Below are 21494 nucleotides of genomic sequence, written 5' to 3'. Positions count from 1 at the left end.
GACGGGTGCGGGGCCCGGTCCCCGGGGAGCCGGCAGCCGGTTGGCGGCTGCGTTACACCCCCGCACCCCTGTCCCGGCCCCGGAGCCCCCATGATCCGCATCGACGGCGTCTCGAAGCGCCATGGCCGGCAGATCCTCTTCCTCGAGGCCTCGGCGGCGATCGGGCGCGGCGAGAAGGTGGGGCTCGTCGGCCCGAACGGAGCCGGCAAGTCGACGCTCTTCCGGCTGATCACCCGCGAGGAGGAGCCCGACGACGGCCAGGTCGTGATCGACCGCGGCATCACGGTCGGCCACTTCCACCAGGACGTCGGCGAGATGAAGGGCCGCACGGTGGTGGAGGCCACCCTCGACGGCGCCGGCCCCGTCGCCGAGGCGGCGCACGCGCTCCACGAGCTCGAGCAGGCGCTCGCCGATCCCGGGCGCGCCACCGAGCTCGACGCGCTGGTCGCGCGCTACGGCGAGGCGCAGGCGCGCTTCGAGGAGCTCGGGGGCTACGCGCTCGAGTCGCGCGCGCGCGAGGTCCTGGCGGGGCTCGGCTTCGCGCAGGCCTGGATGGACGGCGACGTGGGCGCCCTCTCGGGCGGCTGGCAGGTGCGCGTAGGCCTGGCGCGCATCCTGATCCTCCAGCCCGATGCCCTCCTGCTCGACGAGCCCACCAACCATCTGGACCTCGAGTCGATCCTGTGGCTCGAGGGCTGGCTGCGCGGCTTCGAGGGGGCCGTCCTGGTGACCTCCCACGACTGGGAGTTCCTGAACCGGCTGGTCGGCAAGGTCGTCGAGATCGACGGCGGCGAGCTCGTGACCTACTCGGGCGACCTCGCCTTCTACGAGCGCCAGCGGGCGATCGCGGATCGCGAGCAGGAGGCGCAGTACGCGCGCCAGCAGGCGATGCTGGCCAAGGAGGAGGCCTTCATCGCGCGCTTCAAGGCGCGCGCGAGCCATGCCGCGCAGGTGCAGTCGCGGGTCAAGAAGCTCGAGAAGATCGAGCGGGTGGAGCCCCCGAAGCGGCGCCAGGTCGTCGAGTTCGAGTTCCGCGCGCCGCCGCGCTCGGGCGACGACGTGGTGCGCATCGCGGGCCTCGCCAAGCGCTATGGCGAACGCGTCCTCTTCGACGGCTTCGACCTGTGGATCCGGCGCGGCGAGCGCTGGTGCGTGCTCGGCGCCAACGGCGCGGGCAAGACCACGCTGCTCCGGCTCGTGGCGGGCGAGACGGCGCCCGACGCCGGGACCGTCACGATCGGGGCGTCGGTGCGGATGGGCACCTTCGCCCAGCACGCCATGGAGCAGCTGGACGGCGACGCCAGCGTCTACGAGACGCTCGAGCGCGCGTTCCCGGCCGCGTCGGTCGGCTCGCTGCGCACGCTGGCCGGCTGCTTCGGCTTCTCGGGCGACGAGGTGGAGAAGCGCTGCCGGCTGCTCTCGGGGGGCGAGCGGGTGCGGCTCGTGCTGGCGCGCATGCTCTACGACCCGCCGAACTTCCTCGTGCTCGACGAGCCCACCAACCACCTCGATCTCGCCACCAAGGAGATGCTGGTGCGCGCGCTGCGCGGCTTCGAGGGGACGATGCTCCTGGTCTCCCACGACCGCCACTTCCTGTCGGCGCTCACGAACCGCGTGCTCGAGCTGAACCCCGGCGATCCGCGCACCTACGGCGCGGGCTACGACGACTACGTCGTCGCGAGCGGCCACGAGGCGCCGGGGATGCGGAGCTGAGGGAGCGGGGGAAGCCGGCTCCTCACGGCGACCGCGGGCGCCGCACCCGGCGCCGCCTCGCCCGCGCGAGTGCGACGAGCGCGGCGCCGGCTACGAGCCCCGGGGCCGCACCCGTGGCCTCGGGCACGACCCCGAGCCGGTAGCCGAAGAAGTCGACGTCGACGGCGCCGTAGCCGCTCGTCGCCGAGAGGCCGAAGGCGATGTGCTGCCCGTCGTACTCGGCGCCGTTCGACTGGGCCACCAGGAACGAGACCGGCGTACCCGAGCCGTCGCGGTAGACGTCGACCAGGTAGCTCCCCGGCGCTCCGCTGCCCTCGATGGTGATCCAGAACTCGTGCCAGTCGAGCAGGTCCGCGTCGGCCATCGGCAGGAGGTTCGCGTGGGCCGCGTCGGTGTGGTCCGACCCGGGGAGGAAGAGGCCGGGCTGGTTGTTCATGACGAGCCCGCCGCCGAGGAAGGCCGGCGTGTCGATGTCGAGGGCGAGCGCGAAGCCCACCGCCCGGGCGCCGTCCTCCTGTACGGTGAACATGCCCTGGCCGTCGTCGGTCACGTTGTAGCCCTTCGGAAACCAGGGCGTGATCTCGGTGAGCTGCGGCTGCTCGGGATCCGGGTCGGGAGAGGTCTGCGGGTGGACCGGGTCGAGAGCCCCCGTGGACGAGATCCGCGCCCGGAAGGTGATCGTGACGCCGTTCGTCAGGACCGAGGTCGCGCCCGCGTGCTCGCGCTCGATGTCGCGGCCGAACCAGAAGCGGCGGTTGCTCGGGTCCTCGTAGGACCAGTCGCGCGGCTCTCCGGGGTCCTGGATGCGCAGGTAGGTGGTGTCGCCGTCGAGCAGGGCGGCGACGCCGCCCGGCGGGTTGCCCGGCGGCGCATACGCGTCGCCCGGGAAGGTGCCGTCGTTCGGATCCAGGCCGGCCTGCTGCCACTTCGTCGCCTCGTCACGCCGCCAGGTGCCGTCGAGGGCGGACTGGTCGTCGGCCCCGCGCGCGTCCACGTCGCCGTCGAAGAGGTAGTCCCAGCCTCCGTCTGGCTCCGGGTACTCGACGCCGGCCGCTGCAGGAGCCGCTGCCGACGCCACGGCCAGCACCAGGACGGCGGCCCGGGTGAGGAACGGGCGGGAGGAAGCTCGTCGGATGGGGGTGTCCATGCGCCTACTCTAAACGGAGACGCGACGCGCGTGCACCAGGGAAAATCGAGGGGGCTGCACGCGCCGCGTGCCGGGCGGGGCCGTGGGCAGCCACGCCGTCGCCGGCAGCGGCGGCATCACGGCGAGGCCCGACCGACCGGCCGGCACGGGTGCAGGTCGGTTGCCTGTGGGGATGGGGAGTCGACGCCCCGCCCGCCTTCCCGAGCGGAGCCGGCGGGGCGTCGCGAGGGCGTCTCCGCTTCAGGCGCGGCGGCGCTGCCGCAGGGCGAGTGCGAGGGCGCCGGTGCCGACGAGCGCCACCGTGCCCGGCTCCGGGACCGGCAGCGTCGTGGCGATCACGTAGTTGCCGTCCGCGTCCCGGGTGTTGAGGTACATCACGAGCCCGCTGCCGTTGTCGACGACGTCGGCGTGCGAGAAAGAGGCGGCGTAGGCCAGCGGCGAGCCGTCGAGCGTCGGGGCGGAGAACAGGCCCGTGGCGCCGCTCCAGGTCGCGCCGCCGTCGAGGGACTCGGAGTAGTAGATCTGGTTGGCGAAGCGGGCGCCCGAGTTCGCGCGCATGTCGAAGAAGTAGCCGAGGCCTCCCGGGACCGGCACGACGTCACCGTGGTTGTTGATGTAGCCGGTCGCATTTCCCGCCGCCGTGAAGTCGGCCGAGAAGTCCTTCAGCAGATCGAGGTCGTAGCCGGTGCCGGTGAAGGGGCCGCCCGCCAGCCAGCGCGACATGGTCGGGCCGAAGATCGACGTGTCCCCGACGATGCCGGCCGAGCCCGAGGTGTCCTGGCCGAGGCGGGTGAGGGCGCCGTCGTGATTCACCGAGAGGTTGTTCGGGTCGCTGCCGATCGTCGAGAGGCTCAGGTTGTAGCTGTAGGCCGCGTTGTAGCTCCCGCCGCCGTTGAAGTAGGTCCAGTGCTGGATCACCCAGTCCGAGCCGACCTTCGTCACGTTCTCGAAGCCGAGCCACGGAGGGGTGCCGCTCGGGAACGGGTCGTTCGAGAAGCTCAGCGCTCCCTGGTCGCTGAAGTTGATGCCGTCCGTCGAGGTGGCGTGACGGAGGTTGCCGATCGGGCCGTACCCCGCCGGCCGGTACCACATGTGGTAGGTGCCGGCCTCGTACGCGAAGGACGCGGAGGACCCGCCGAGGACGGTCGAGCCGTCTACGTTGATGGTGTTGAGGCTGTTGGAGAAGACGGGGACCGCTCTTGCGAGCTGCGGGGCCGCCAGGACCGTGGCGGCCAGGGCGAGCGTCCGGAAGACGGAGCGAAGCGAAGAGACACGCGTGTGCATGACCATCCCTTCCCGAGGAGGTTGCCAGGGCAGGGAACCAGCAAATCGCGTACCGCCGGAACGCCGTGCACCTTCCCGAAGGAATCCAGGAGGTTGGCTCCAGGCGGCCGGAAGACAGGCAATCGCGGTGGGAATTTCCGTTCACACATCAGGAATTCCTGTTCCGCGGAATCCGTCCCCTCGGGTTCAAGCGGGGTCGGATGTCCCTCCAGGGTCCCGGCCGCCGTCGCGGGCGGCTGCGCTACACCCCCCCCGCATCCCCGCGCGTGACCCGGGACCCGGAGCAATCAGGTGACGACCGAGACGCGTGCGCCGCGACCCCGAGCCGTGCTGCTGGGCGTCCAGCTCCCCGGCACCGACGAGGCCGAGCACGCCTCGTCGCTCGCCGAGCTGGCGAGGCTCGGCAAGACGCTCGGCCTCGAGGTGGTCGGGCGCGTGAGCCAGCGGCGCGCGCGGCTCGCGACCGGCGCGGTGGTGGGCGAGGGCAAGCTCGCGGAGCTGGCCGGCTGGACGGGCGGGACGGGCGTCGTGCCGGTGGGACCGCCTCGGCCGCGGCGGCGCGCCACCGGAGCCGAAACCGAAGCAGAGGACGAGGGGGAGGAGCCCGAGGAAGCGGAGACGCCGGACGGCGGGGGTGCGGAGCCGGGTGCGGTGGCCGCCCCGGCGCCGGGCGCCGGCCCGCGCGCCAGCGTCGTGCTCGTCGACCACGACCTGACGCCCTCGCAGGCGCGCAACCTCGAGCGCGCGACCGGCGCCGAGGTGCTCGACCGCAGTGCCGTGATCCTGGCGATCTTCCAGCGCCACGCGCGCAGCCGCGAGGCGCGGCTCCAGGTCGAGATCGCGCGGCTCGCCTACCTGGCGCCCCGCCTGCGCGAGAGCGGCGGCGGGAAGGACCGCCAGGGCGGCGGCATCGGCGGGCGCGGCGCGGGTGAGAGCACGATCGAGCTCGACCGCCGCAAGGTGCGCGACCGGATCGCCGAGCTGCGCGCCGAGCTGGCCCGGATCGAGCGCGAGGCCGGGACGCGCCGCAAGCGGCGCGGCGAGCACGCCACCGTGGCGCTGGTCGGCTACACGAACGCCGGCAAGTCGTCGTGGATGCGACAGCTCACCGGCAGCGGCGTGCTCGTCGAGGACAAGCTCTTCGCAACGCTCGACACCACCGTGCGGGCGCTCTACCCCGAGAGCGTCCCGCGCATCCTGGTCTCCGACACGGTCGGCTTCATCAAGAAGCTCCCGCACGACCTCGTCGCGAGCTTCCGCTCGACGCTCGACGAGGCGCGCGACGGCGATCTGCTCGTGCAGGTGGTGGACGCCTCGGACCCCTCCTTCCGCACCCAGATGGAGACGACCGAGGAGGTGCTCGCCGGGATCGGAGCCACCGGGAGCCCGCGGCTCCTGCTCCTGAACAAGGCCGACCGGCTCGACCCCGGGGCGCGCGCGGAGCTCGCCGCGGAGTTCCCCGGCGCCGCCCTGCTCTCGGCCCGGGAGGCGGCCGACGTCGCCACGCTGCGCGAGCGCATCGTCGCGCACTTCGAGCACGGCATGGAGGACGCCGAGCTCTTCGTGCCCTACGCGCAGCAGCGGGTGGTGGGCGAGGCGCACGCCTGCGCGCGGGTGCTCGCGGAGAGCCACGAGGAGGCCGGCACCCGGCTGCGGGTGCGCGCCCGGCCCGAGGTGCTGGCGCGCCTGCGGGCGAGCGCCGCTCCGGGCCGCGCCGGGGCGGACGCAGCTTCCCCGGCGCGCGGGTCCGGCTAGCCGATGCGCTGCTCCTGCAGATAGCGCTCCACGCCGATCGCGCGGATCGCGCGCAGCTCGGTCTCGAGCCAGTCGAGATGGCTCTCCTCGTCCACCAGCATCTCCTCGAAGAGCGTGCGGGTACCCTCGTCGCGCTGCTCCTCGCAGCACGCGATCGCCCCCTGCAGGTGGTCGATCGCGTGCTTCACGAGCTCGTGATCCCGGCGGAGCTGCTCGGCGACCGGGGTGGCCGGCACCGGCGCGCGGGCCGCCTGCGGCTGCGGGCTGCCCTCGAGGAAGACGATCCGGCGCGTGATCCGCGCCGCGTGCTCGATCTCCTCGCGCGAGTACTCCATCTGCTTCTCGTGCAGGCGGCGGTAGCCCCAGGCCGCACAGGCCTGCGCGGCCTGCAGGTACTGGGCGTAGCCCGCGAGCTCGATCTGCAGGTAGGCGTTCAGGTGGTCGATGACGCGGCGATCGCCTTGCACCCTGGCTCCCTCGGGCCGCGGCTCACCCCTGCCCGCCGCCCCACACGTTGAGCTTCTCCCCCGTCACGTACGCGGCCCGCTCCGAGACGAGCCAGCGCACGGCGTTCGCCACGTCCTCGGGCTGGCAGACGCGGCCGAAGGGCATCGAGGCGTCGAGCTGGCGCAGATCCTCGATACCGGCCGTGGCCTTCATCAGCCGGCGCCCCATCTCGGTCTCGACGAGACCCGGCGCCACCACGTTCACGCGGATGCCGTGCTTGCGGACCTCCTTCGCGAGCGTGTGGGCGAGCGCCTCGAGCGCCGCCTTGCCCATGTTGTAGGGCGCGCCGAAGGCCGGGAGGTGCAGGGTGGCGACGCTCGAGATCATCACGATGTCGCCGCGCGGGCGCGTCTTCATCCCGGGCAGCACGAGCTGGCAGAGGCGATGCGGCCCGAGCGCGTGGGTGCGGATCACGCGCTCGAGCTCGGCCGGGTCGGTCTTCTCGACCGATTGCCCGCGGCTCGCGATGCCGGCGTTGTTCACGAGGAGGTCGACGGGGCCGAGGTCGCTGATCACGTCCTCGACCATGCGCGCGCAGGCGTCGCCGTCGTCCACCGGGGCGGCGTAGGCGCGTGCGCGGCGGCCGAGCTTCTCGATCGCGGCCACGGTCTCGTGGGCGGCCTCGGCGTCGCGGCGGTAGTTCACGGCGACGTCGGCGCCGTCCTCGGCGAGGGCCAGCGCGATCGCGCGCCCGATCCCCCGCGAGCCGCCGGTGACGAGCGCGATGCGACCGGTGAGCGTCATGGCCCCCCTCCTCGGGGCCGCAGCATAGACCAGCGCGGGGCTTGCGCGGCCCGGGCCGGCGCAGGCATGGTCCGGGGTCCTGTCACCCGGGAGACGCCATGGCCCCGCCCGCGCCCGACATCCTCGCCCTCCATGCGGCCGCCCGGCCCGCGAAGGCGGCCGTGATCGACGACCGCCCGGGCCGACCGCCCGCGAGCTGGTCCTTCGCCGAGCTGAACGCCGAGGCGAACCGGCTCGGCAACGCGCTCCACGGGCTCGGCGTCCGGCCCGGCGAGACGGTCGTCTGGTGCGGGATGAACTCGCCGGGCGTGGTCCGCATGATGCACGCGGCGCGCAAGGCCGGCGTCACCTCGGTACCGCTCAACTACCGCCTCACCGCCGAAGAGGCCGCCTACATCGTCGCCGACTGCGGCGCCGCCGCGGTCTACGCCGACGCCGAGTTCGCGGAGCGCTTCGCGCAGGTGCGAGGGGCCGCGCCGCGCCTGCGCCAGGTGATCCTCTTCGGGCTCGAGGGTGCCGCCGCGCCCGCCGGCATGGTCGACGGCGACGCGCTCGTCGCGGCCGCGCCGGACACGCCGCCGTCGCTCACGGGTGGCGCCGCCAGCGACGAGACCATGATCTACACGAGCGGCACGACCGGCCGCCCGAAGGGCGCCGTGCGCTCGGGCACCGGCAGCCCCGAGCAGCTCCGAAGGATGGTCGAGCACATCGGCTACCTGCCCGACGACGTCTACCTGACGACGGGCCCGCTCTACCACTCCGGGCCCGGCGGCTTCGCCGCGATCGCCCACCTGCTCGGCAACACGATCGTGCTGCAGCGCCGCTTCGACCCCGAGGACTGGCTGCGGCTGGTCGAGACCTATCGCGTCACGACGACCTTCTCGGCGCCGACGCCGGTCCGGCTCGTGTGCCAGCTCCCCGACGAGGTGAAGCGCCGCTACGACGTGACCTCCCTCGCGCGCACGATCGCGAACGCCGCGCCCTGGTCCTTCGCGCTCAAGGAGATGTACCTGCGCGACTTCCCCGAGGACTCGCTCTTCGAGGTCTACGGCTCGACCGAGCTCGGCGTCGACACGATCCTGCGCCCCGAGGACCAGCGCCGGAAGCCGGGCTCGTGCGGCCGGCCGGCGCCGGGGGTCGAGCTCGCGCTCTTCGACGAGAGCGGCCAGCAGATCGAGGCGCCCCACGTGCCGGGCGAGCTCTACGTGAAGAGCCCGAGCGTCTTCAAGACCTACCACAACGCCCAGGAGAAGTACGAGAAGGGCCGGCGCGGCGACTGGCTGACGGTCGGTGACGTCGCCTACCGGGACGAGGAGGGCTTCTACTACATCTGCGACCGCAAGAACGACATGATCATCTCGGGCGGCATGAACGTCTATCCGGCCGAGATCGAGGCGGCGCTCGACCGCCACCCGCAGGTGCTCGACGTCGCGGTGATCGGGATCCCGAGCGAGCAGTGGGGCGAGAGCGTGCACGCGGTGATCGTGCGCGGCGACGCGGCGCTCGACGAGCCGGCGCTGCTCGCGTGGGCGCGCGAGCACCTGGCCGGCTACAAGCTGCCGCGCTCGGTCTCCTTCGTGGAGGAGATCCCGCGCAACGCCTCGGGCAAGATCCTGAAGAAGGCGCTGCGCGAGCCGTTCTGGAAGGACGCCGGGCGCGGCGTCGCGTGAGCCCCGAGCCGAGCGAGACCCGCCGGCGCGCGCTCGCGTCGATCCGGCGCCACGGCTGGAACTCGACCTCGTTCCAGACCCTCGAGCCCGGCTTCGACTACTGGTTCGACGGCGACGACGCGTGCGTCGGCTACGTCGACACCGGTGCCGCGTGGGTCGCCGCCGGCGCCCCGATCGCGCCGGCCGAGCGGCTCGCCGAGGTCGCGGCGTCCTTTGCGGCCGCGGCCCGGGCGCAGGGCCGCCGCGCCTGCTGCTTCGGCACCGAGGCGCGCTTCGAGGCGATCGTCGGGTGGCCGTCGCTGCGGATCGGGGACCAGCCGGTCTGGGCGCCCGACGAATGGGAGGCGGGCCTGCGCGCGAGCCGGAGCCTGCGCGAGCAGCTCCGCCGGGCGCGCGCCAAGGGCGTTGCCGTGCGCGAGCTCGGGCGGGACGAGCTCGCGCCCGGCCATGCCGTGCGAGCGCGGCTCGAGGCGCTGATCGCGCGCTGGCTCGCGACCCGGCCGATCGCGCCGATGGGCTTCCTCGTCCAGCTCGATCCCTTCTCGATCCCGGAGGAGAAGCGCACCTTCGTCGCCGAGTGGGAGGGTGCGATCGTGGGCTTCCTCTCGGTGATCCCCGTCTACGCGCGCGGGGGCTGGTTCTTCGAGGACCTGCTGCGGGATCCGGGCGCCCCCAACGGCACGACCGAGCGGATCGTCGACGCCGGCATGCGCGCCGCCGCGGCAGCCGGCGTGCGCCAGGTCACGCTCGGGCTCGCACCGCTCGCCGGCGAGGTGCCGCGCTGGCTGCGCTTCACGCGGCGCTGGAGCCGGCCGCTCTACGACTTCGAGGGGCTGCACGCCTTCAAGGCGAAGCTGAAGCCGCGGGCGTGGGAGCCGATCTACCTGTCGTACCCGCACGGTGCGAGCGGCCTCCGCGCCCTCGGCGACACGCTCACGGCGTTCGCGCGCGGCGGGCTGCTGCGCTTCGGCGTCGAGACCCTCCTGCGCGGGCCGTCGATCGTCGTGCGCGCCCTGGCCGCGGCGCTCGTCGTCTGGACGCTGCTCCTCGCCTTGCCGGCGAGCGCGCGCTGGTTCCCCTCGCCGGCCTGGCAGTGGGGCTGGGTCGGCTTCGACGTCCTGCTCGGCATCGCCCTGTTCGCGCTCGCGCGGCGCTGGCACCACGGGCTCGCGACGGCGCTCGCGATCGTGGTCGGCGCGGACGCGCTCGCGACCGCCGCCGAGGTGCTGCTCTACAACGTGCCGCGGGTCCGCGCGCCCGGCGACTGGCTCGTGCTGGCGCTCGCCGTCGGCGCCCCGAGCGCGGCGGCGGTCCTGCTCTGGCACGCGCGGGCGCACCGGCAGGTCCTCGGCCGCGGGCCGGCGAGGCCGCGGCCCGCCGCGAGTGCCGCACCGCCGTGACTACGGCGTGCGGCCTGCGGCCGGCTCCGGCTCCACGGTGAAGAAGGCCGCGATCTCCGGGTCGGCGGCGATCGACTTGCGGGCGCCCGCACAGAAGCGCTCCTCGTCGAGCGCGTGGTCGGCGAGGAAGATGCCGGTGGCGACACCCAGGTGGTAGGCCACGCGCCGCACCTGCGAGCGCATCTCCCGCGCGTCGTCCATGCGGTCCTTGCGTTCCTCGGCGAGCTCGCGGAAGGCTCCCTTGTAGCGCGCCTCGTTCAACACGAGCCCCTCGCAGGTCCGGCCGACGGCCGCCGCGTAGGCGAGCAGGGTGACGCGTCCGGCGTCTTCGGCGCCGAGCGAGCGGCGCGCCATCTCGGTGGCGTCGCGCCAGGCGGGCTCGAGCGGGCCGCGCAGGCGCCTGGGCTCGGCAGCGCCTGCTGTGCTCGCGGCGAGCAGCAGCGCGGTCACGGTCGCGATCCGGCCCCGGCGCCTCATCGCCGGCTCCGCCCGAACTCGCGGCGCGTCCAGTACGCCGAGTAGCCGTCGCGGTCGAAGCAGGCGCGCTGTGCGCGGTAGCAGCGCACGCCCTGGCTCGGGCGGTAGTAGCGGTCCCAGCGATCGTCCCAGTCGTCGTCGTCGTCCTCGTCGTCGTCGTCGCGTGTCGCCGCGTAGGCGACGGCGCCGACCGCGGCGAGCGCCCCCACCGCCAGCGCCGTGTTGGTGGCGTCGATCCGCTGCTCTCCGGTGTAGGGATCGGTGGTCGTGCAGCCGGCCAGCAGCAGGGCGAGCGCCGTCAGCCCGGCCAGCCCGGCGGCGGCGGCCTGCGTGGCAGCGTCCCCGACCGGAGCGGGCCGGCGGGCAGCCTCCTGGATCACGGGTTCCGCGCTCTCCGGCACCTTGTGCACCTCCGCCTCCGCAGGCCGCTCCGTGGCATACCTCGCGTCCCCGACGGCGTCCACCGCCGCCCCCGGGCTCGGACGAGCGGCCCGGCCGGAAATGCGACGGCGGGCTCGATATCGTCCCGCCGCCGTGCGCGGGCGAGACGAAACGGAGCGGGCCGGGGCGTGAGGCCGTACGCGCCCCGCGCAGGATGGCTGGTGGCACTCGCGCTCGTTGCGCTGCCGTCTCCCCCGGCGCGAGGGCATCTGCGGTCCGAACGCGAGGCGCTGCTCGTCCGGCTGCGCGGCCCGGCCGATGCCGGCGCCCTGCAGCGCCTCGAGGCGCGCACGGGCGGGCGCGTCGAGCGCGTGATCCCGGCGCTGCGGCTCGTGCGGCTCGTGCCGCCCGCGGGCGGGCAGGGCGGCGCGGCGGCGGCGGCGCGCGCGCTCGCGGCGGGCGGCGAGATCGCATCGGTGCGTCCCGACGGCCGCGGCCGCGGTGGCTTCGTCCCCGACGACCCGGGCTTCCCGCTCCAGTGGCACCTCGAGAACACCGGCCAGGGCGGCGGCCTCCCGGGCGCCGACCTCGGCGCGCCGGCCGCGTGGGACCGCTCCCGCGGCAGCGACGCGGTCGTGGTCGCGATCCTCGACACCGGCGTCGACCGGGACGACCCGGACCTCGCGGGACGCCTCCTGCCCGGGATCGACCTCGTGAACGGCGACGGCGACCCGAGCGCCGACCACCCGCACGGGACGCAGGTGGCGCGCCTGTTCGGCGCGAACGTCGGCAACGGCGTGCAGGTGGCCGGCGTCGATCCGGCGGCGCGCATCCTGCCGGTGAAGGTGCTCGACGCGGCGAACGAGGGCTGGGAGAGCGACCTGATCGCGGGCCTGGTCTGGGCCGCCGACGCGGGCGCCGACGTGATCAGCATGAGCCTCGTCGACTACCCCGCCGATTCCCCGGACCTGGCGGCCGCCCTCCAGCGCGCGCGCGACGCGGGCGCCGTGCTGGTCGCCTGCGCCGGCAACGGCGGCACCGGCAACGCCGACGTCTCGGGCCCCGGCGCCTATCCCGAGACGATCTCGGTCGGCTGGACCGACGCCGCCGATGCGCTCGGCGCCTCGGGCGGCAGCGCGTCCGCGACGGGCGCCGCGCTCGACCTCGTGGCGCCCGGCACCTCGCTGGTCTGGGCCCTGGACGGCTCGGGTGCGCCCTTCCTCTTCTCCGGCTGCTCGGCGGCGACGCCGCTCGTGGCCGGCGTCGCCTCGCTGCTCCTGGCCCTCGATCCGGGGCTCGGGCACGAGGGCGTCGCGCGGGTGCTCGCCGCGAGCGCCGCCGACGGGGTGGGGCCGCCGGCCGAGGACCTCCCGGGCCGCGACGACGCCTTCGGCCACGGGCGGGTGGACGCGGCGGCCGCGCTGGCGATGGTGCCCGAGCCGTCCTTCGCGCCGGGCGCGGCGCTGGCGGCGCTCGCAGCGCTCGGCGGCCGCCGCCGCGGCCGGCGCTAGCCCTCCTCGCGCTCCGGCACGGGGCCCACGCCGAAGGCCGCGCGCACCTGCCGCTCCCAGGCGCGTACCGGGTGCTGGAGGCGCGCCTCGCGCAGCTTCGTGTAGAGCGGCATCCCCTGGCTGCGCTCCGCGTTCCACTCGCGCGCGAAGGCGCCCGTGCGGATCTCGGCCAGCACCCGCTCCATGCGCGAGCGCAGGTCGAGGTCGAGGAAGCGGAGCGCGCGCGTCATCGAGCCGTACTGGCTCGTGTGCGAATGGTGGTTCATCTGGTCGACGATGCCGTCGCTCACCATGCGCCCGAGCGTGTAGGCGAGCTCGCCCGAGTGCAGGATCTCGAGCAGCACCGCTTCGGGCGGGAAGCCCGCGTCCACGAGGGTACCGATCGCGTGGGTGAGGGCCATTCCGAAGGCGGGGCCGAAGCCCTGCTCGTTGAAGAGGTCGAGCGCCGCCTCGTCGGCGCACGAGAGCTCGAGGCAGCCGGCGCGCGTGGATCCGATCCCGCGTGCGAGCGCCAGCATCCGCTCGCGCGCGCGGCCGGTCGCGTCGCGGTGCACCGCGACGAAGCTCGGGAAGCCGCGCCCGGCCACGAAGAGGTCGCGTACCCCCGGCCCGATCATGCGCGGCGCCACCATCACCACGTCGGCGTCGGCCGGCGGGTCGAGGGTCCCGAACGCCACGTTGTAGCCCGAGGCCACCTCGACGCAGGCCCGGGCCCGCAGCCGCGGCCGGATCCGGGTCTCGAAGAGCTCGGGCATCCCCTCGTCGGGCACGAGCAGCATCACGACGTCGGCCTGCGCCGCCGCCTCGCCCGGCTCGTGGACCGCGAAGCCCTCGGCCACGGCGCGTGCGCGCGTCTCGTCCGCGCGCACGCCGATCACGACGTCGAGCCCCGAGTCGCGCAGGTTCAGCGCCTGGGAGCGGCCCTGGTTGCCGTAGCCGATCACGGCGATGCGCTCGCCGGCAAGGGCCTCGAGGCGGGCGTCGGCGTCACGATAGACGGTGGGCATGGCGGGCCTCCGGAGCGCGGGAGACCCAGCTTCCCGGATCGCGCGGGCGGCCGTCAAGCGCGCGTGTCGCCGCCGTCAGGTCCTCGGCGTGCGGGACGGCGCGCGCGCGTGCCGGCCCGCGCGACGCCGGGCCGCCAGCCCGGCAAGCGCGGCGCAGGCGGCGAGCAGCGCCGCCCCACCCGCCGGCTCGGGCACGTACAGGGGATCGCAGGCGTTGCCCACCTGGTTGCCGTCCTCGTCCTCCTGGCCGGGGTTGGACGCGGCCGGGCAGTTGTCGTCGCCGTCGAGGACGGCGTCGAGATCGCGGTCGATCGCCATCCGGCGGCCCGAGCCGGGGGGCGCGGCGGTGAAGGTGAGCTCCTGGCCGGGCGTCGCCGCGAGCGCGAGGAGCGCGCTCTTCGCGAGCATCGGCTCCGCGGCGCGGTCCGGGCGGAACCCGCCGCTCGCGCGCTCGTAGAGCCAGCCGCGCGGCTCGCCCCCGCTCGTGCCCTTCACGGCCACGTCGCACTCCCAGGAGCTGCCGCCGAGCAGCGCCGACACGAAGGGCGCGCCGGCGCGCGCCAGGAGCAGGTCGATGCGCGGCGAGACGGCCGCGGCGTTCGTCGCGTCGAGCGTGACCTGCTGGCCGACGACCGGCGCCAGGTCGGTGTCGAAGGCCAGCACGAAGGACTCCAGGTCGCGGCGCATCGCGTCGCCGGTCGGAAAGTTGAAGACGGTCGCGTGGAGGAAGCGGAAGATCGTGTCGACGCTCCCGTCGTGCAGGAAGCCGAAGCCGCGCACCTGCTCGCCCTGGTGCGAGAAGTCGAGCCCGTCGCCGAGGAAGGGGATCGCCATCATCCCGAACATCCCCACCTTCTGATAGGCGTTGCGCAGGTGCGCGACCTTGAAGATCTGGGCCTCGTTCTCGAAGCTTGCGTTCCCGCCGGTGCCGAAGGCGCCGGCCGCCGGGTCGAGCGTGTGGCACTCGTTGCAGGTGAAGAGCGTGTCCGACTTGTGGGTGGCGTAGAAGGTGCTGGCCCCCGCCTGGGCGGGCGTGAGCTGGTTGTCGAGCGCGCGGATCGGGTTGGGCGGCAGCACGATCTCGAGCGCGAAGTCCCGGAAGCTCTGCATCTCGGCCGTCGTCGGCGGCGCGGCGCGGCCGAGCAGGCCCTCGAAGGCCACGATGAAGTTGTCGAAGGAGAGCGCCTCGTCGAAGGCGTCCACCCCGAAGAAGCCGTTCGAGCGGTCGCCGCGCCAGTGCATCGCGCCCGAGTGCGCGAGGCCGCGCAGGGTCTGGGTGGTCATCGGGCCCTTCAGCGGGTGGAGGTCCTGGAGGACGCCCGAGCCGTTGATCGGTCCGGGGAAGATGGAGGCGACCTCGGCGGCGAGGATCGGGATCGGGTTGACCGTCACCGCCTCGTCGGGGTTTCCGAGGTCCCAGGCCAGCGAGTCGAAGTCGCCGAAGATGTGGCAGGAGGCGCACGAGGCCTCGCCGTTGGCGGAGCTGAAGCGGGCGTCGTAGAGGAAGCGGCGGCCCGCGGCCACGTGCGCGGGCTCGACGTCGTGCAGGGCGTGGTGCTCGAGCTCGGTCCGGCTGGCGAGGTCCAGCACGGCGACGCCGTTGTCGAAGCGCGTCGCCACGTAGAGGCGGCCGCGGGGCTCGTCGAGGACCAGGCCGCTGGGCCCGCCGCCCGGGACCGGGAGGTAGCCCGCGCTCAGCGCCGTCGGGTCGAAGCCGTCGCTCTCGAGCGCGGCCGTCGGGAAGACGCCGATGCGGTCGGAGCCGAAGGCGGCCACGTAGACGGTCGCGCCGTCGGCCGAGAAGACGAGCCCGAGCGGCATCGAGAGGCTGTGCGCCTTCGCGCCCGGATCGAAGCCGGGGTCGCCCGCGAGGACGCCGTAGTCGAGGTGCTTGTTCAGGTGCCGCGAGACGGTCTCGGACGGGGAGACGATCGTGATGCGCGCCTCGGCGAGGTGGCCCTGGACGGTGCTGCCGCCCCGGATCCCGGGGCCCTCGAAGCGGGTCCGGTTGCGGGACTCCAGGTTCGAGACGTAGAGCTTGCCGTTGCCCGGGTGCACGGCCATGTCGAAGAGGATCGTCCCGACGCCGGGGACAGCGCGGAGCTCCGCCAGCGACGCGGCGTCGATCTCGAAGACGTCGAGGTCGGGCAGGTCGAAGCGCACCGCGGCGCTCCAGTCGCGGCCGAGGTCGTCGCGCCAGGCTCCCCCCGCGTCCTTCTGGACGATCACGCCCACCTCCGGCGCCCCCTCGCCGAGCGCGCTCACCGAGGGCGGCCCGACCCCGCCCGGGACGGTCGTCCCCTCGATGGCGCAGGGGACGCCCGGCGCGAAGCCGTCGCAGACCCCGCCCTCGGGGATCGACGTGCTGCCGTTGCCGGAGTGGAAGACGGCGGCGAAGACGCGGGTGCCGTCGGGGCTCGCGGCCAGCGCGCGGGGTGTGTCACCGAAGAGCGACAGGATCCGCAGCGGCGTGCCGCCCAGCGCCGCGCCGGGGTTCGCGGCGTCGAAGACCCAGACGTCCGCGCGCGGGACGCCGGGCGTCGTGAGCTGCGGGTCGCCGGCGCCGGGTACCGCCGCGATCGAGGCGTGCGTGCGGTGCTGGCCGCGGTGCGCCGTGGTGACGAAGGCGCGGCTGCGGCCGGGGCCGGCGAAGACGAGATCACGCGGCTCGTCGCCGACCAGCAGCGTACGCACGACGCGCCGGCCGGGCACGTCGACCACGCTCACGCTGTCCGAGAGGTGGTTCACCACCCACACTTCGGTGTCGCTGCGCGCCGCTACCGCCACGGGCTCGAGGCCGACGGGCACGGAGCCGACCGGGGAGAGGCCCTCGTCGCCCACCGCGAAGATCTCGAGGTGTCCGTCGGGCGTGTTGCAGGCGAAGAGCAGCGAGCCGTCGGGCGAGAGCGCGAGCGGCCGGACCGGGCCGCTCTCGAAGGTGAGGAACTCCGGCTCGGCGGCGCGGGCGGCCGGGACGGGCACGAGCAGCGCGAAGAGGAGCAGGCGGGCGAGCGGCGGAGCGAGCCGGCGCGGCGCGAGCGGGTACGGACGAGGCATCCGGGATCTCCTTTTCCCACCGACACCGTCGCATGGCGCTGCCCGGCGCGTCAATCGCCCGCCCGCAGGGCCAGGCCGCTCGCGACCGAGCCGAGCTCGTCGCCGCCGCGGATCCGCTCGGCCCCGAAGCGGCGCGCGAAGATCCCGCGCACGGCCGGCACGAAGGCGCTCCCGCCGGTCAGGAAGACGCGGTCCACGCGCGCCGGGGCGAGGCCGGCCGCGGCCAGCACCTCGTCCACGCAGGCCTCGATCTTCGCGAGCTCGGGCGCGATCCAGCGCTCGAAGGCCGCGCGCCCGACCTCCGCGTCGAGGCCCACGGCGCGGTCGCGGTAGACGATCCGCGCGCTCTCCGCCTCCGAGAGCGCGTGCTTGGCGGCCTCGACGGCGCGGTAGACCTGGAAGCCGCGGTCCTCGCGCACCAGGTGCGCGAAGGCGCGGATCCGCTCGGGCTCGAGCGCCTCGCGCTCGAGGTCGGCCAGGATCTGGAGCGTGCGCGGCGACTTCAGGAACGACAGGTGGTGCCAGCGCTCGAGCCTGCCGTAGAGCCAGTGCGGCATCGTGAGCTCCACGCCGAACGCGTTCCGGTGTCGGGAGCCACGGCCGAGCAGGGGCGCCACCCGGTGGCGCACGAGCTTCGCGTCGAAGGCGTCGCCGGCCACCCCGACGCCGCTCGTCGCCAGGATCTCGTGTCCGGCGCGGGTGCCGGGGGCGAGCGCGAGCAGCGAGAAGTCGCTCGTGCCGCCGCCGAAGTCGCCGATCAGCACCCGCTCCGGCGCGCGCAGGCGCCGCGCGTAGTGGCGCGCGGCGGCGACCGGCTCGTATTCGAAGACCACCTCCTCGAAGCCGGCGCGCGCGAAGGCCGAGCGCAGGCGCGAGAGCGCGAGCCGCTCGTCGCTGCGGCCCTCGCCCGCGAAGCGCACCGGGCGTCCGGCCACGACGCGCGCCCCGAGCGGGCCGAGCTGCGCCTCGGCCTCCGCGCGCAGGGCGGCGAGGATCGTGGCGACCAGGTCCTCGAGCTGGTAGACGGCGCCGTAGACCTCGGTGGCCTCGAAGAGCGGGCTCGCGAGGAAGGACTTGATCGACTGGACGAGGCGGCCCTCGCCGGCGCTCTCGAGCCAGCGCGCGAGCGCGGCCGGCCCGGCCCGCGCGCGCGGGCGGCCGCGCCCGCCCTCGGTGGGCTCGAAGTGCAGGATCGAGCGGAAGGCGAGCGTCGGCGCGCTCCGGCCGTCGCCGGCGCCGAAGGTGGCGAGGCGCGGCGCCCCGCCGCCGTCCGCCACCGCGACGGCGCTGTTGGTCGTGCCGAAGTCGATCCCGACCGCGCGCATGGCTCCCCTCGTCCCGTGCCCCGAACGCACGACGCCCCGCCCCGCGCGAGGCGGGGTGGGGTGGCGTGGCCGGGCCGGCGAACGCAGCTGCCCCTCGCCCGGGCGGACCGGGGAGGGGTGGTGCAGCGATTCGGGCGCGAGGATCGCGTCCGGGTGGCGGCCTGCAAGGGCCTGGGATGCCTGCAGGTTCGGGCGAACGCAAGTTCCGCTTCTGCGAGGGGGGGGCGTGATGGGGTGGGGGAGCCACCGAAGGAAGGAGAACGCCGTGGCCCTCCTCGCAACCGCCCTGCGCTCTTTTGCGGGTGCTCTTGCCCTGGTCCTCCTCCTGGCCGGCACAGCCCGGGCGACCACCTTCGTGATCGACAACGGGAGCGCCCCGCCCGACCCCGCCAACGTGATCGGCGCCGTGACCCCGGACGACGGGTACGAGGTGCGCGACTCGCCGGGCGGTGCCTCCACCGCGGTGGAAGTCGTCGATCCGGCGGAGTTCTACTGGCTACAGCTCTACGACGCCTCGAGCGCTTCGATCCTGGGCGGAACGGGGACGATCGTCAGCGCAGGCGACCAGTCCTCGATCGTGATGAGCGGCGGGACCTTCAACTTCATCTTCCTGGGGGGCGGAGCCTCGCTCGTCCTGGACGGCGGCGGCAACGGCACGCTCGCGGACTCGGGCCTGGAAACCTACGGCGACGCGAGCGCCACGATCCTGGGCGGCCAGGTCTCGGACAACGGGCTCTCGGTCTACGACCGATCGCAGGTGACGATCCGTGGCGGCAGCTTCGTTTCCCTTGGCTCCGGCCCCGAGCCGGGCCACCTGGGTGTCTACGACGAGGGCGTGGTCCGGGTGTACGGAACGGGCTTCGCGATCGACGGGATTCCCGTCCCGCTCGGCCCGGTGACGGGCGGTGGCCGTCTCACGGGCATCCTCGAGTCGGGCGAGCCGCTGGACGTCGGCTTCGGCGTGTCCAGCTCCGCCGTCCTCCTCCTGGTGCCCGAGCCGGCCCCGGCGCTCCTGCTCGCAAGCGGGCTCGGCGGACTCGGCGGACTCGCGGCGGCTCGCGCGCGAGGGCGTGCGAGGGTCTGAGAGGAGCGGTCGGCTAGCCTCCGTGCCCGGAAGGAGGCTCCCGATGCCCGAGTTCTGCGAGGTCGAGCGCGACGGCCACGTCCTCGTCGTGACGATCGCGCGCCCCGAGGTGATGAACGCGATCCACCCGCCCGCCAGCGAGGAGCTCGCACGCGCCTTCGACGAGTTTGCGGCCGACCCCGAGCTGTGGGTCGCGATCGTGACCGGCCAGGGGGACCGGGCGTTCTCCGCGGGCAACGACCTCAAGTACCAGGCGGCCGGCGGCAAGCTCCACTGGCCGGCGTCGGGCTTCGGCGGGCTCACCGCGCGCTTCGACCTGCCGAAGCCCCTGATCGCGGCCGTGAACGGGCTCGCGATGGGTGGCGGCTTCGAGATCGTGCTGGCGTGCGACATCGTGGTGGCGGCGGAGACGGCGGTCTTCGCGCTGCCGGAGCCGCGCGTCGGCCTGGCCGCGCTGGGGGGCGGCCTGCAGCGCCTCCCGCGCCAGATCCCGCTCAAGCACGCGATGGGCATGCTGCTCACCGGGCGCCGCGTCGGCGCCGAGGAGGGCCAGCGCCTGGGCTTCGTGAACGAGGTGGTGCCGGCCGGCCAGGCGCTCGCGGCCGCGCGGCGCTGGGCCGGTGCGATCCTCGAGTGCTCACCGGTGTCGGTGCGCACCACCAAGGCCGTGGCCCTGCGCAGCCTCGGACACGCCTCGCTCGAGGAGTCGCTCACCGCGCGCTACGACGAGATCGCCGAGCTCGTGCGCAGCGAGGACTTCCTCGAAGGCCCCCGCGCCTTCGCCGCCAAGCGCAAGCCCGCCTGGAAAGGCCGCTGAGCGCGTGCCGGGGGGAGAGGGGAGAGGGGACAGACCCGGCGATCCGGCGATTCTCACGCAGTCGGTTGGGGCGAGCAGGTACCCCAAAGAATCGCCGGATCGCCGGGTCTGTCCCCCGAGCCGCAGAGGGGCGCCGGGGGTGCGGGGGTCGTAGAGGACGAAGTCGGGGAGGGGGTCGGCGTCGAGGTCGCCGATGCGCAGGCGGCCGCCGGTGTCGAGCGGCTGGCGGAGCTGGCGCGTCGCGAAGCGGTGGCGCGGCCCGCCGAGCCAGAGCTCCAGCGCCGAGCCGTCGCCACCACTGATCAGGTCGCGGTGGCCGTCGCCGTCCCAGTCGGCCGCGAGGGTCGGCACGAAGCCCTTCGGGCGCAGCGTCTCGAAGTCCATGGTCATCGTGAAGCGGCTGCGCGCCCAGGGCTCGCTCGCGAAGCCGTGCGCGCCCTCGTTGCGGTACAGGGCGGCGTCGACCTGGATCGCCCGCTGCACGAACAGGCGCGCCAGGTCGAGCAGGCCGAGCGGGAGGAAGGCGCGGAGCAGCTCCGGGCGACCGTCGCCGTCGACGTCCACGAGCTCGTCCACCTCGACGCCTCCGCGGCGCTCGAAGATCTGGTCCGGCGCGGCCAGGTCCCAGCGGCCGTCGCGGTTGCGGTGCAGGCGGGTGCGCGTCACCGCTCGGAGCAGCCCGCCGCTCGCGTGCACGACCAGCAGATCGGCGCGCCCGTCGCCGTCCCAGTCGCGCACGTCGACACGGACGCTCCCCGAGTTGCGGACGTGATCCTCCTCGCCCATCAGCCGCAGCGGGTCGATGCGGTCGGGGTCCGCCGCAAAGCGGCCGTCCGCGCGCTGCAGGAAGACGAGCAGCTCGTGGCGGCCGGCGGCGACCAGGTCGGCGTGCCCGTCTCCGTCCACGTCGGCGAGCTCGAGGCGCGGCACGTCGAAGTAGAGCTCGAGCTCGTTCTCCGACACGATCGGGCCGGGGCGCGGCGGGAGGAAGTAGTTGGCGCGTGCCCCGATGCGCGGCACGCCCAGCACCGCGCCGTCCGCGTCGAGGACTGCCGCCGCGCCGAGGCCGGGCACCAGCAGGCGCCGCGGCCCGAGCTCCGCGCGCAGCAGGCGCAGCCGGTCGAGGCCGCGCTCGTCGGCGGCGGGCACCGCCGTCGGGATCGGCGCGCGCAGGCTCCGCACCTGCGCCGTTCGGCCGGCGAAGGAGAACACCGTCACGCCGTCGTTGCCGAGCAGCAGCAGCTCCTGCCCCGGCCGGCCGTCGAGGTCACCCACGTCGTAGGCGCCGGCGCCGGCCGGAAGCGGCGTGCGCAGCTCGGGCTCGCCCGCGAGCTCGCCGCTCCCGGCTCCGAAGCGCAGCTCGATCGTGCGGCGCTCGTCGGGCGGGACCCCGCGCGTCACGAGCGCGAGGAGATCACCGCGGGCGTCGCCGTCGAAGTCCGCGATCTCGGCCGCCACCGTGCGGCCGTCGCACGCGAGCGAGCGCAGGACGAACGCGACGGGCGCCTGCGCGCGCGCCGGCGCGGACGACACGCACGCCGCGAGCGCGAGGGCGCCGAGCTCCTGGATCCGCACGCGGCCAGCATAGCCACGGGGTCCCCCTGCGATACGATCG

Annotated in this window: 16 protein-coding genes and 1 pseudogene; 7 read left to right on the top strand and 10 right to left on the bottom strand. The window is 74.6% G+C overall.

The window, feature by feature from the left end; all coding sequences use genetic code 11:
- Positions 1-90: 90 nt before the first annotated feature.
- Positions 91-1713: an ABC-F family ATP-binding cassette domain-containing protein gene (locus OZ948_07455; protein ID MEB2344557.1), complete on the top strand. Its 1623-nt coding sequence runs from the start codon at positions 91-93 to the stop codon at positions 1711-1713.
- Between the two features lie 22 nt (positions 1714-1735).
- Here OZ948_07455 and OZ948_07450 read toward each other — a convergent pair whose 3' ends face one another.
- Both OZ948_07450 and OZ948_07445 read right to left on the bottom strand, forming a co-directional pair.
- Positions 1736-2860, bottom strand: coding sequence for a hypothetical protein (locus OZ948_07450; protein MEB2344556.1), 1125 nt, complete (start codon positions 2858-2860; stop codon positions 1736-1738).
- A 240-nt stretch (positions 2861-3100) separates the two neighbouring features.
- Positions 3101-4144 (bottom strand): PEP-CTERM sorting domain-containing protein, encoded by a 1044-nt coding sequence (locus OZ948_07445; GenBank protein MEB2344555.1) that lies wholly within the window; start codon positions 4142-4144, stop codon positions 3101-3103.
- Positions 4145-4435: 291 nt separating this feature from the next.
- On the opposite strand from OZ948_07445, the gene hflX reads away from it, so the two are divergent.
- The gene (hflX, locus tag OZ948_07440) at positions 4436-5899 is read left to right on the top strand and encodes a GTPase HflX (GenBank protein ID MEB2344554.1); all 1464 of its coding nucleotides are present in this window, start codon (positions 4436-4438) and stop codon (positions 5897-5899) included.
- Here the strand turns inward: hflX and OZ948_07435 are convergent.
- A complete protein-coding gene (locus OZ948_07435) occupies positions 5896-6366 on the bottom strand; it encodes a bacterioferritin (protein ID MEB2344553.1) in 471 nt (156 codons plus the stop codon). The two genes, hflX and OZ948_07435, sit on opposite strands and share 4 nt — an antisense overlap.
- A gap of 22 nt (positions 6367-6388) precedes the next feature.
- Positions 6389-7150, bottom strand: a complete 762-nt coding sequence (locus OZ948_07430; GenBank protein MEB2344552.1) for a glucose 1-dehydrogenase — start codon at positions 7148-7150, stop codon at positions 6389-6391.
- A 98-nt stretch (positions 7151-7248) separates the two neighbouring features.
- On the opposite strand from OZ948_07430, the gene OZ948_07425 reads away from it, so the two are divergent.
- Together OZ948_07425 and OZ948_07420 are read left to right on the top strand one after the other, a co-directional pair.
- Positions 7249-8820: an AMP-binding protein gene (locus OZ948_07425; GenBank protein ID MEB2344551.1), complete on the top strand. Its 1572-nt coding sequence runs from the start codon at positions 7249-7251 to the stop codon at positions 8818-8820.
- Positions 8817-10220, top strand: coding sequence for a DUF2156 domain-containing protein (locus OZ948_07420; protein ID MEB2344550.1), 1404 nt, complete (start codon positions 8817-8819; stop codon positions 10218-10220). The genes OZ948_07425 and OZ948_07420 overlap by 4 nt, the downstream gene beginning before the upstream one ends.
- Here the strand turns inward: OZ948_07420 and OZ948_07415 are convergent, their stop codons facing one another.
- The gene (locus OZ948_07415) at positions 10221-10697 is read right to left on the bottom strand and encodes a hypothetical protein (protein MEB2344549.1); all 477 of its coding nucleotides are present in this window, start codon (positions 10695-10697) and stop codon (positions 10221-10223) included.
- A complete protein-coding gene (locus tag OZ948_07410) occupies positions 10694-11107 on the bottom strand; it encodes a hypothetical protein (GenBank protein ID MEB2344548.1) in 414 nt (137 codons plus the stop codon). The genes OZ948_07415 and OZ948_07410 overlap by 4 nt, the downstream gene beginning before the upstream one ends.
- Positions 11108-11299: 192 nt before the next feature.
- Here OZ948_07410 and OZ948_07405 point away from each other — a divergent pair, with 192 nt between their 5' ends.
- A complete protein-coding gene (locus OZ948_07405) occupies positions 11300-12589 on the top strand; it encodes a S8 family serine peptidase (protein MEB2344547.1) in 1290 nt (429 codons plus the stop codon).
- Here the strand turns inward: OZ948_07405 and ilvC are convergent.
- From ilvC to OZ948_07390, 3 genes are all read right to left on the bottom strand, one after another.
- Positions 12586-13596: a ketol-acid reductoisomerase gene (gene ilvC, locus OZ948_07400; GenBank protein ID MEB2344546.1), complete on the bottom strand. Its 1011-nt coding sequence runs from the start codon at positions 13594-13596 to the stop codon at positions 12586-12588. The genes OZ948_07405 and ilvC overlap by 4 nt on opposite strands.
- A gap of 75 nt (positions 13597-13671) precedes the next feature.
- Entirely contained in the window at positions 13672-16653 is a 2982-nt protein-coding gene (locus tag OZ948_07395; protein ID MEB2344545.1) for a hypothetical protein, read from the bottom strand.
- 50 nt (positions 16654-16703) lie between these two features.
- Complete coding sequence (locus OZ948_07390; GenBank protein ID MEB2344544.1) at positions 16704-17978, bottom strand: Hsp70 family protein; 1275 nt, start codon at positions 17976-17978, stop codon at positions 16704-16706.
- Positions 17979-18243: 265 nt separating this feature from the next.
- Here OZ948_07390 and OZ948_07385 point away from each other — a divergent pair, with 265 nt between their 5' ends.
- Both OZ948_07385 and OZ948_07380 read left to right on the top strand, forming a co-directional pair.
- Positions 18244-19062 carry a hypothetical protein gene (locus OZ948_07385; GenBank protein MEB2344543.1) on the top strand — a complete coding sequence of 273 codons (819 nt, stop codon included), beginning with the start codon at positions 18244-18246 and terminating at the stop codon, positions 19060-19062.
- 43 nt (positions 19063-19105) lie between these two features.
- Positions 19106-19879, top strand: coding sequence for an enoyl-CoA hydratase-related protein (locus OZ948_07380; GenBank protein MEB2344542.1), 774 nt, complete (start codon positions 19106-19108; stop codon positions 19877-19879).
- 540 nt (positions 19880-20419) lie between these two features.
- Here OZ948_07380 and OZ948_07375 read toward each other — a convergent pair.
- Positions 20420-20785: pseudogene (locus OZ948_07375) on the bottom strand (VCBS repeat-containing protein).
- Between the last annotated feature and the right edge of the window lie 709 nt (positions 20786-21494).

The sequence above is a fragment of the Deltaproteobacteria bacterium genome (assembly GCA_035063765.1).
Lineage (GTDB): Bacteria > Myxococcota_A > UBA9160 > UBA9160 > PR03 > CAADGG01.
Note: the sequence above shows the minus strand (reverse complement) of the source record. Positions and strands in the feature narration are given on the sequence as shown.

Coding starts and splice junctions, on each gene's coding strand:
- OZ948_07455 (MEB2344557.1), top strand. CDS start 91: ATGATCCGCATCGACGGCGTCTCGAAGCGCCATGGCCGGCAGATCCTC.
- OZ948_07450 (MEB2344556.1), bottom strand. CDS start 2,860: ATGGACACCCCCATCCGACGAGCTTCCTCCCGCCCGTTCCTCACCCGG.
- OZ948_07445 (MEB2344555.1), bottom strand. CDS start 4,144: ATGCACACGCGTGTCTCTTCGCTTCGCTCCGTCTTCCGGACGCTCGCC.
- OZ948_07430 (MEB2344552.1), bottom strand. CDS start 7,150: ATGACGCTCACCGGTCGCATCGCGCTCGTCACCGGCGGCTCGCGGGGG.
- OZ948_07425 (MEB2344551.1), top strand. CDS start 7,249: ATGGCCCCGCCCGCGCCCGACATCCTCGCCCTCCATGCGGCCGCCCGG.
- OZ948_07415 (MEB2344549.1), bottom strand. CDS start 10,697: ATGAGGCGCCGGGGCCGGATCGCGACCGTGACCGCGCTGCTGCTCGCC.
- ilvC (MEB2344546.1), bottom strand. CDS start 13,596: ATGCCCACCGTCTATCGTGACGCCGACGCCCGCCTCGAGGCCCTTGCC.
- OZ948_07395 (MEB2344545.1), bottom strand. CDS start 16,653: ATGCCTCGTCCGTACCCGCTCGCGCCGCGCCGGCTCGCTCCGCCGCTC.
- OZ948_07390 (MEB2344544.1), bottom strand. CDS start 17,978: ATGCGCGCGGTCGGGATCGACTTCGGCACGACCAACAGCGCCGTCGCG.
- OZ948_07380 (MEB2344542.1), top strand. CDS start 19,106: ATGCCCGAGTTCTGCGAGGTCGAGCGCGACGGCCACGTCCTCGTCGTG.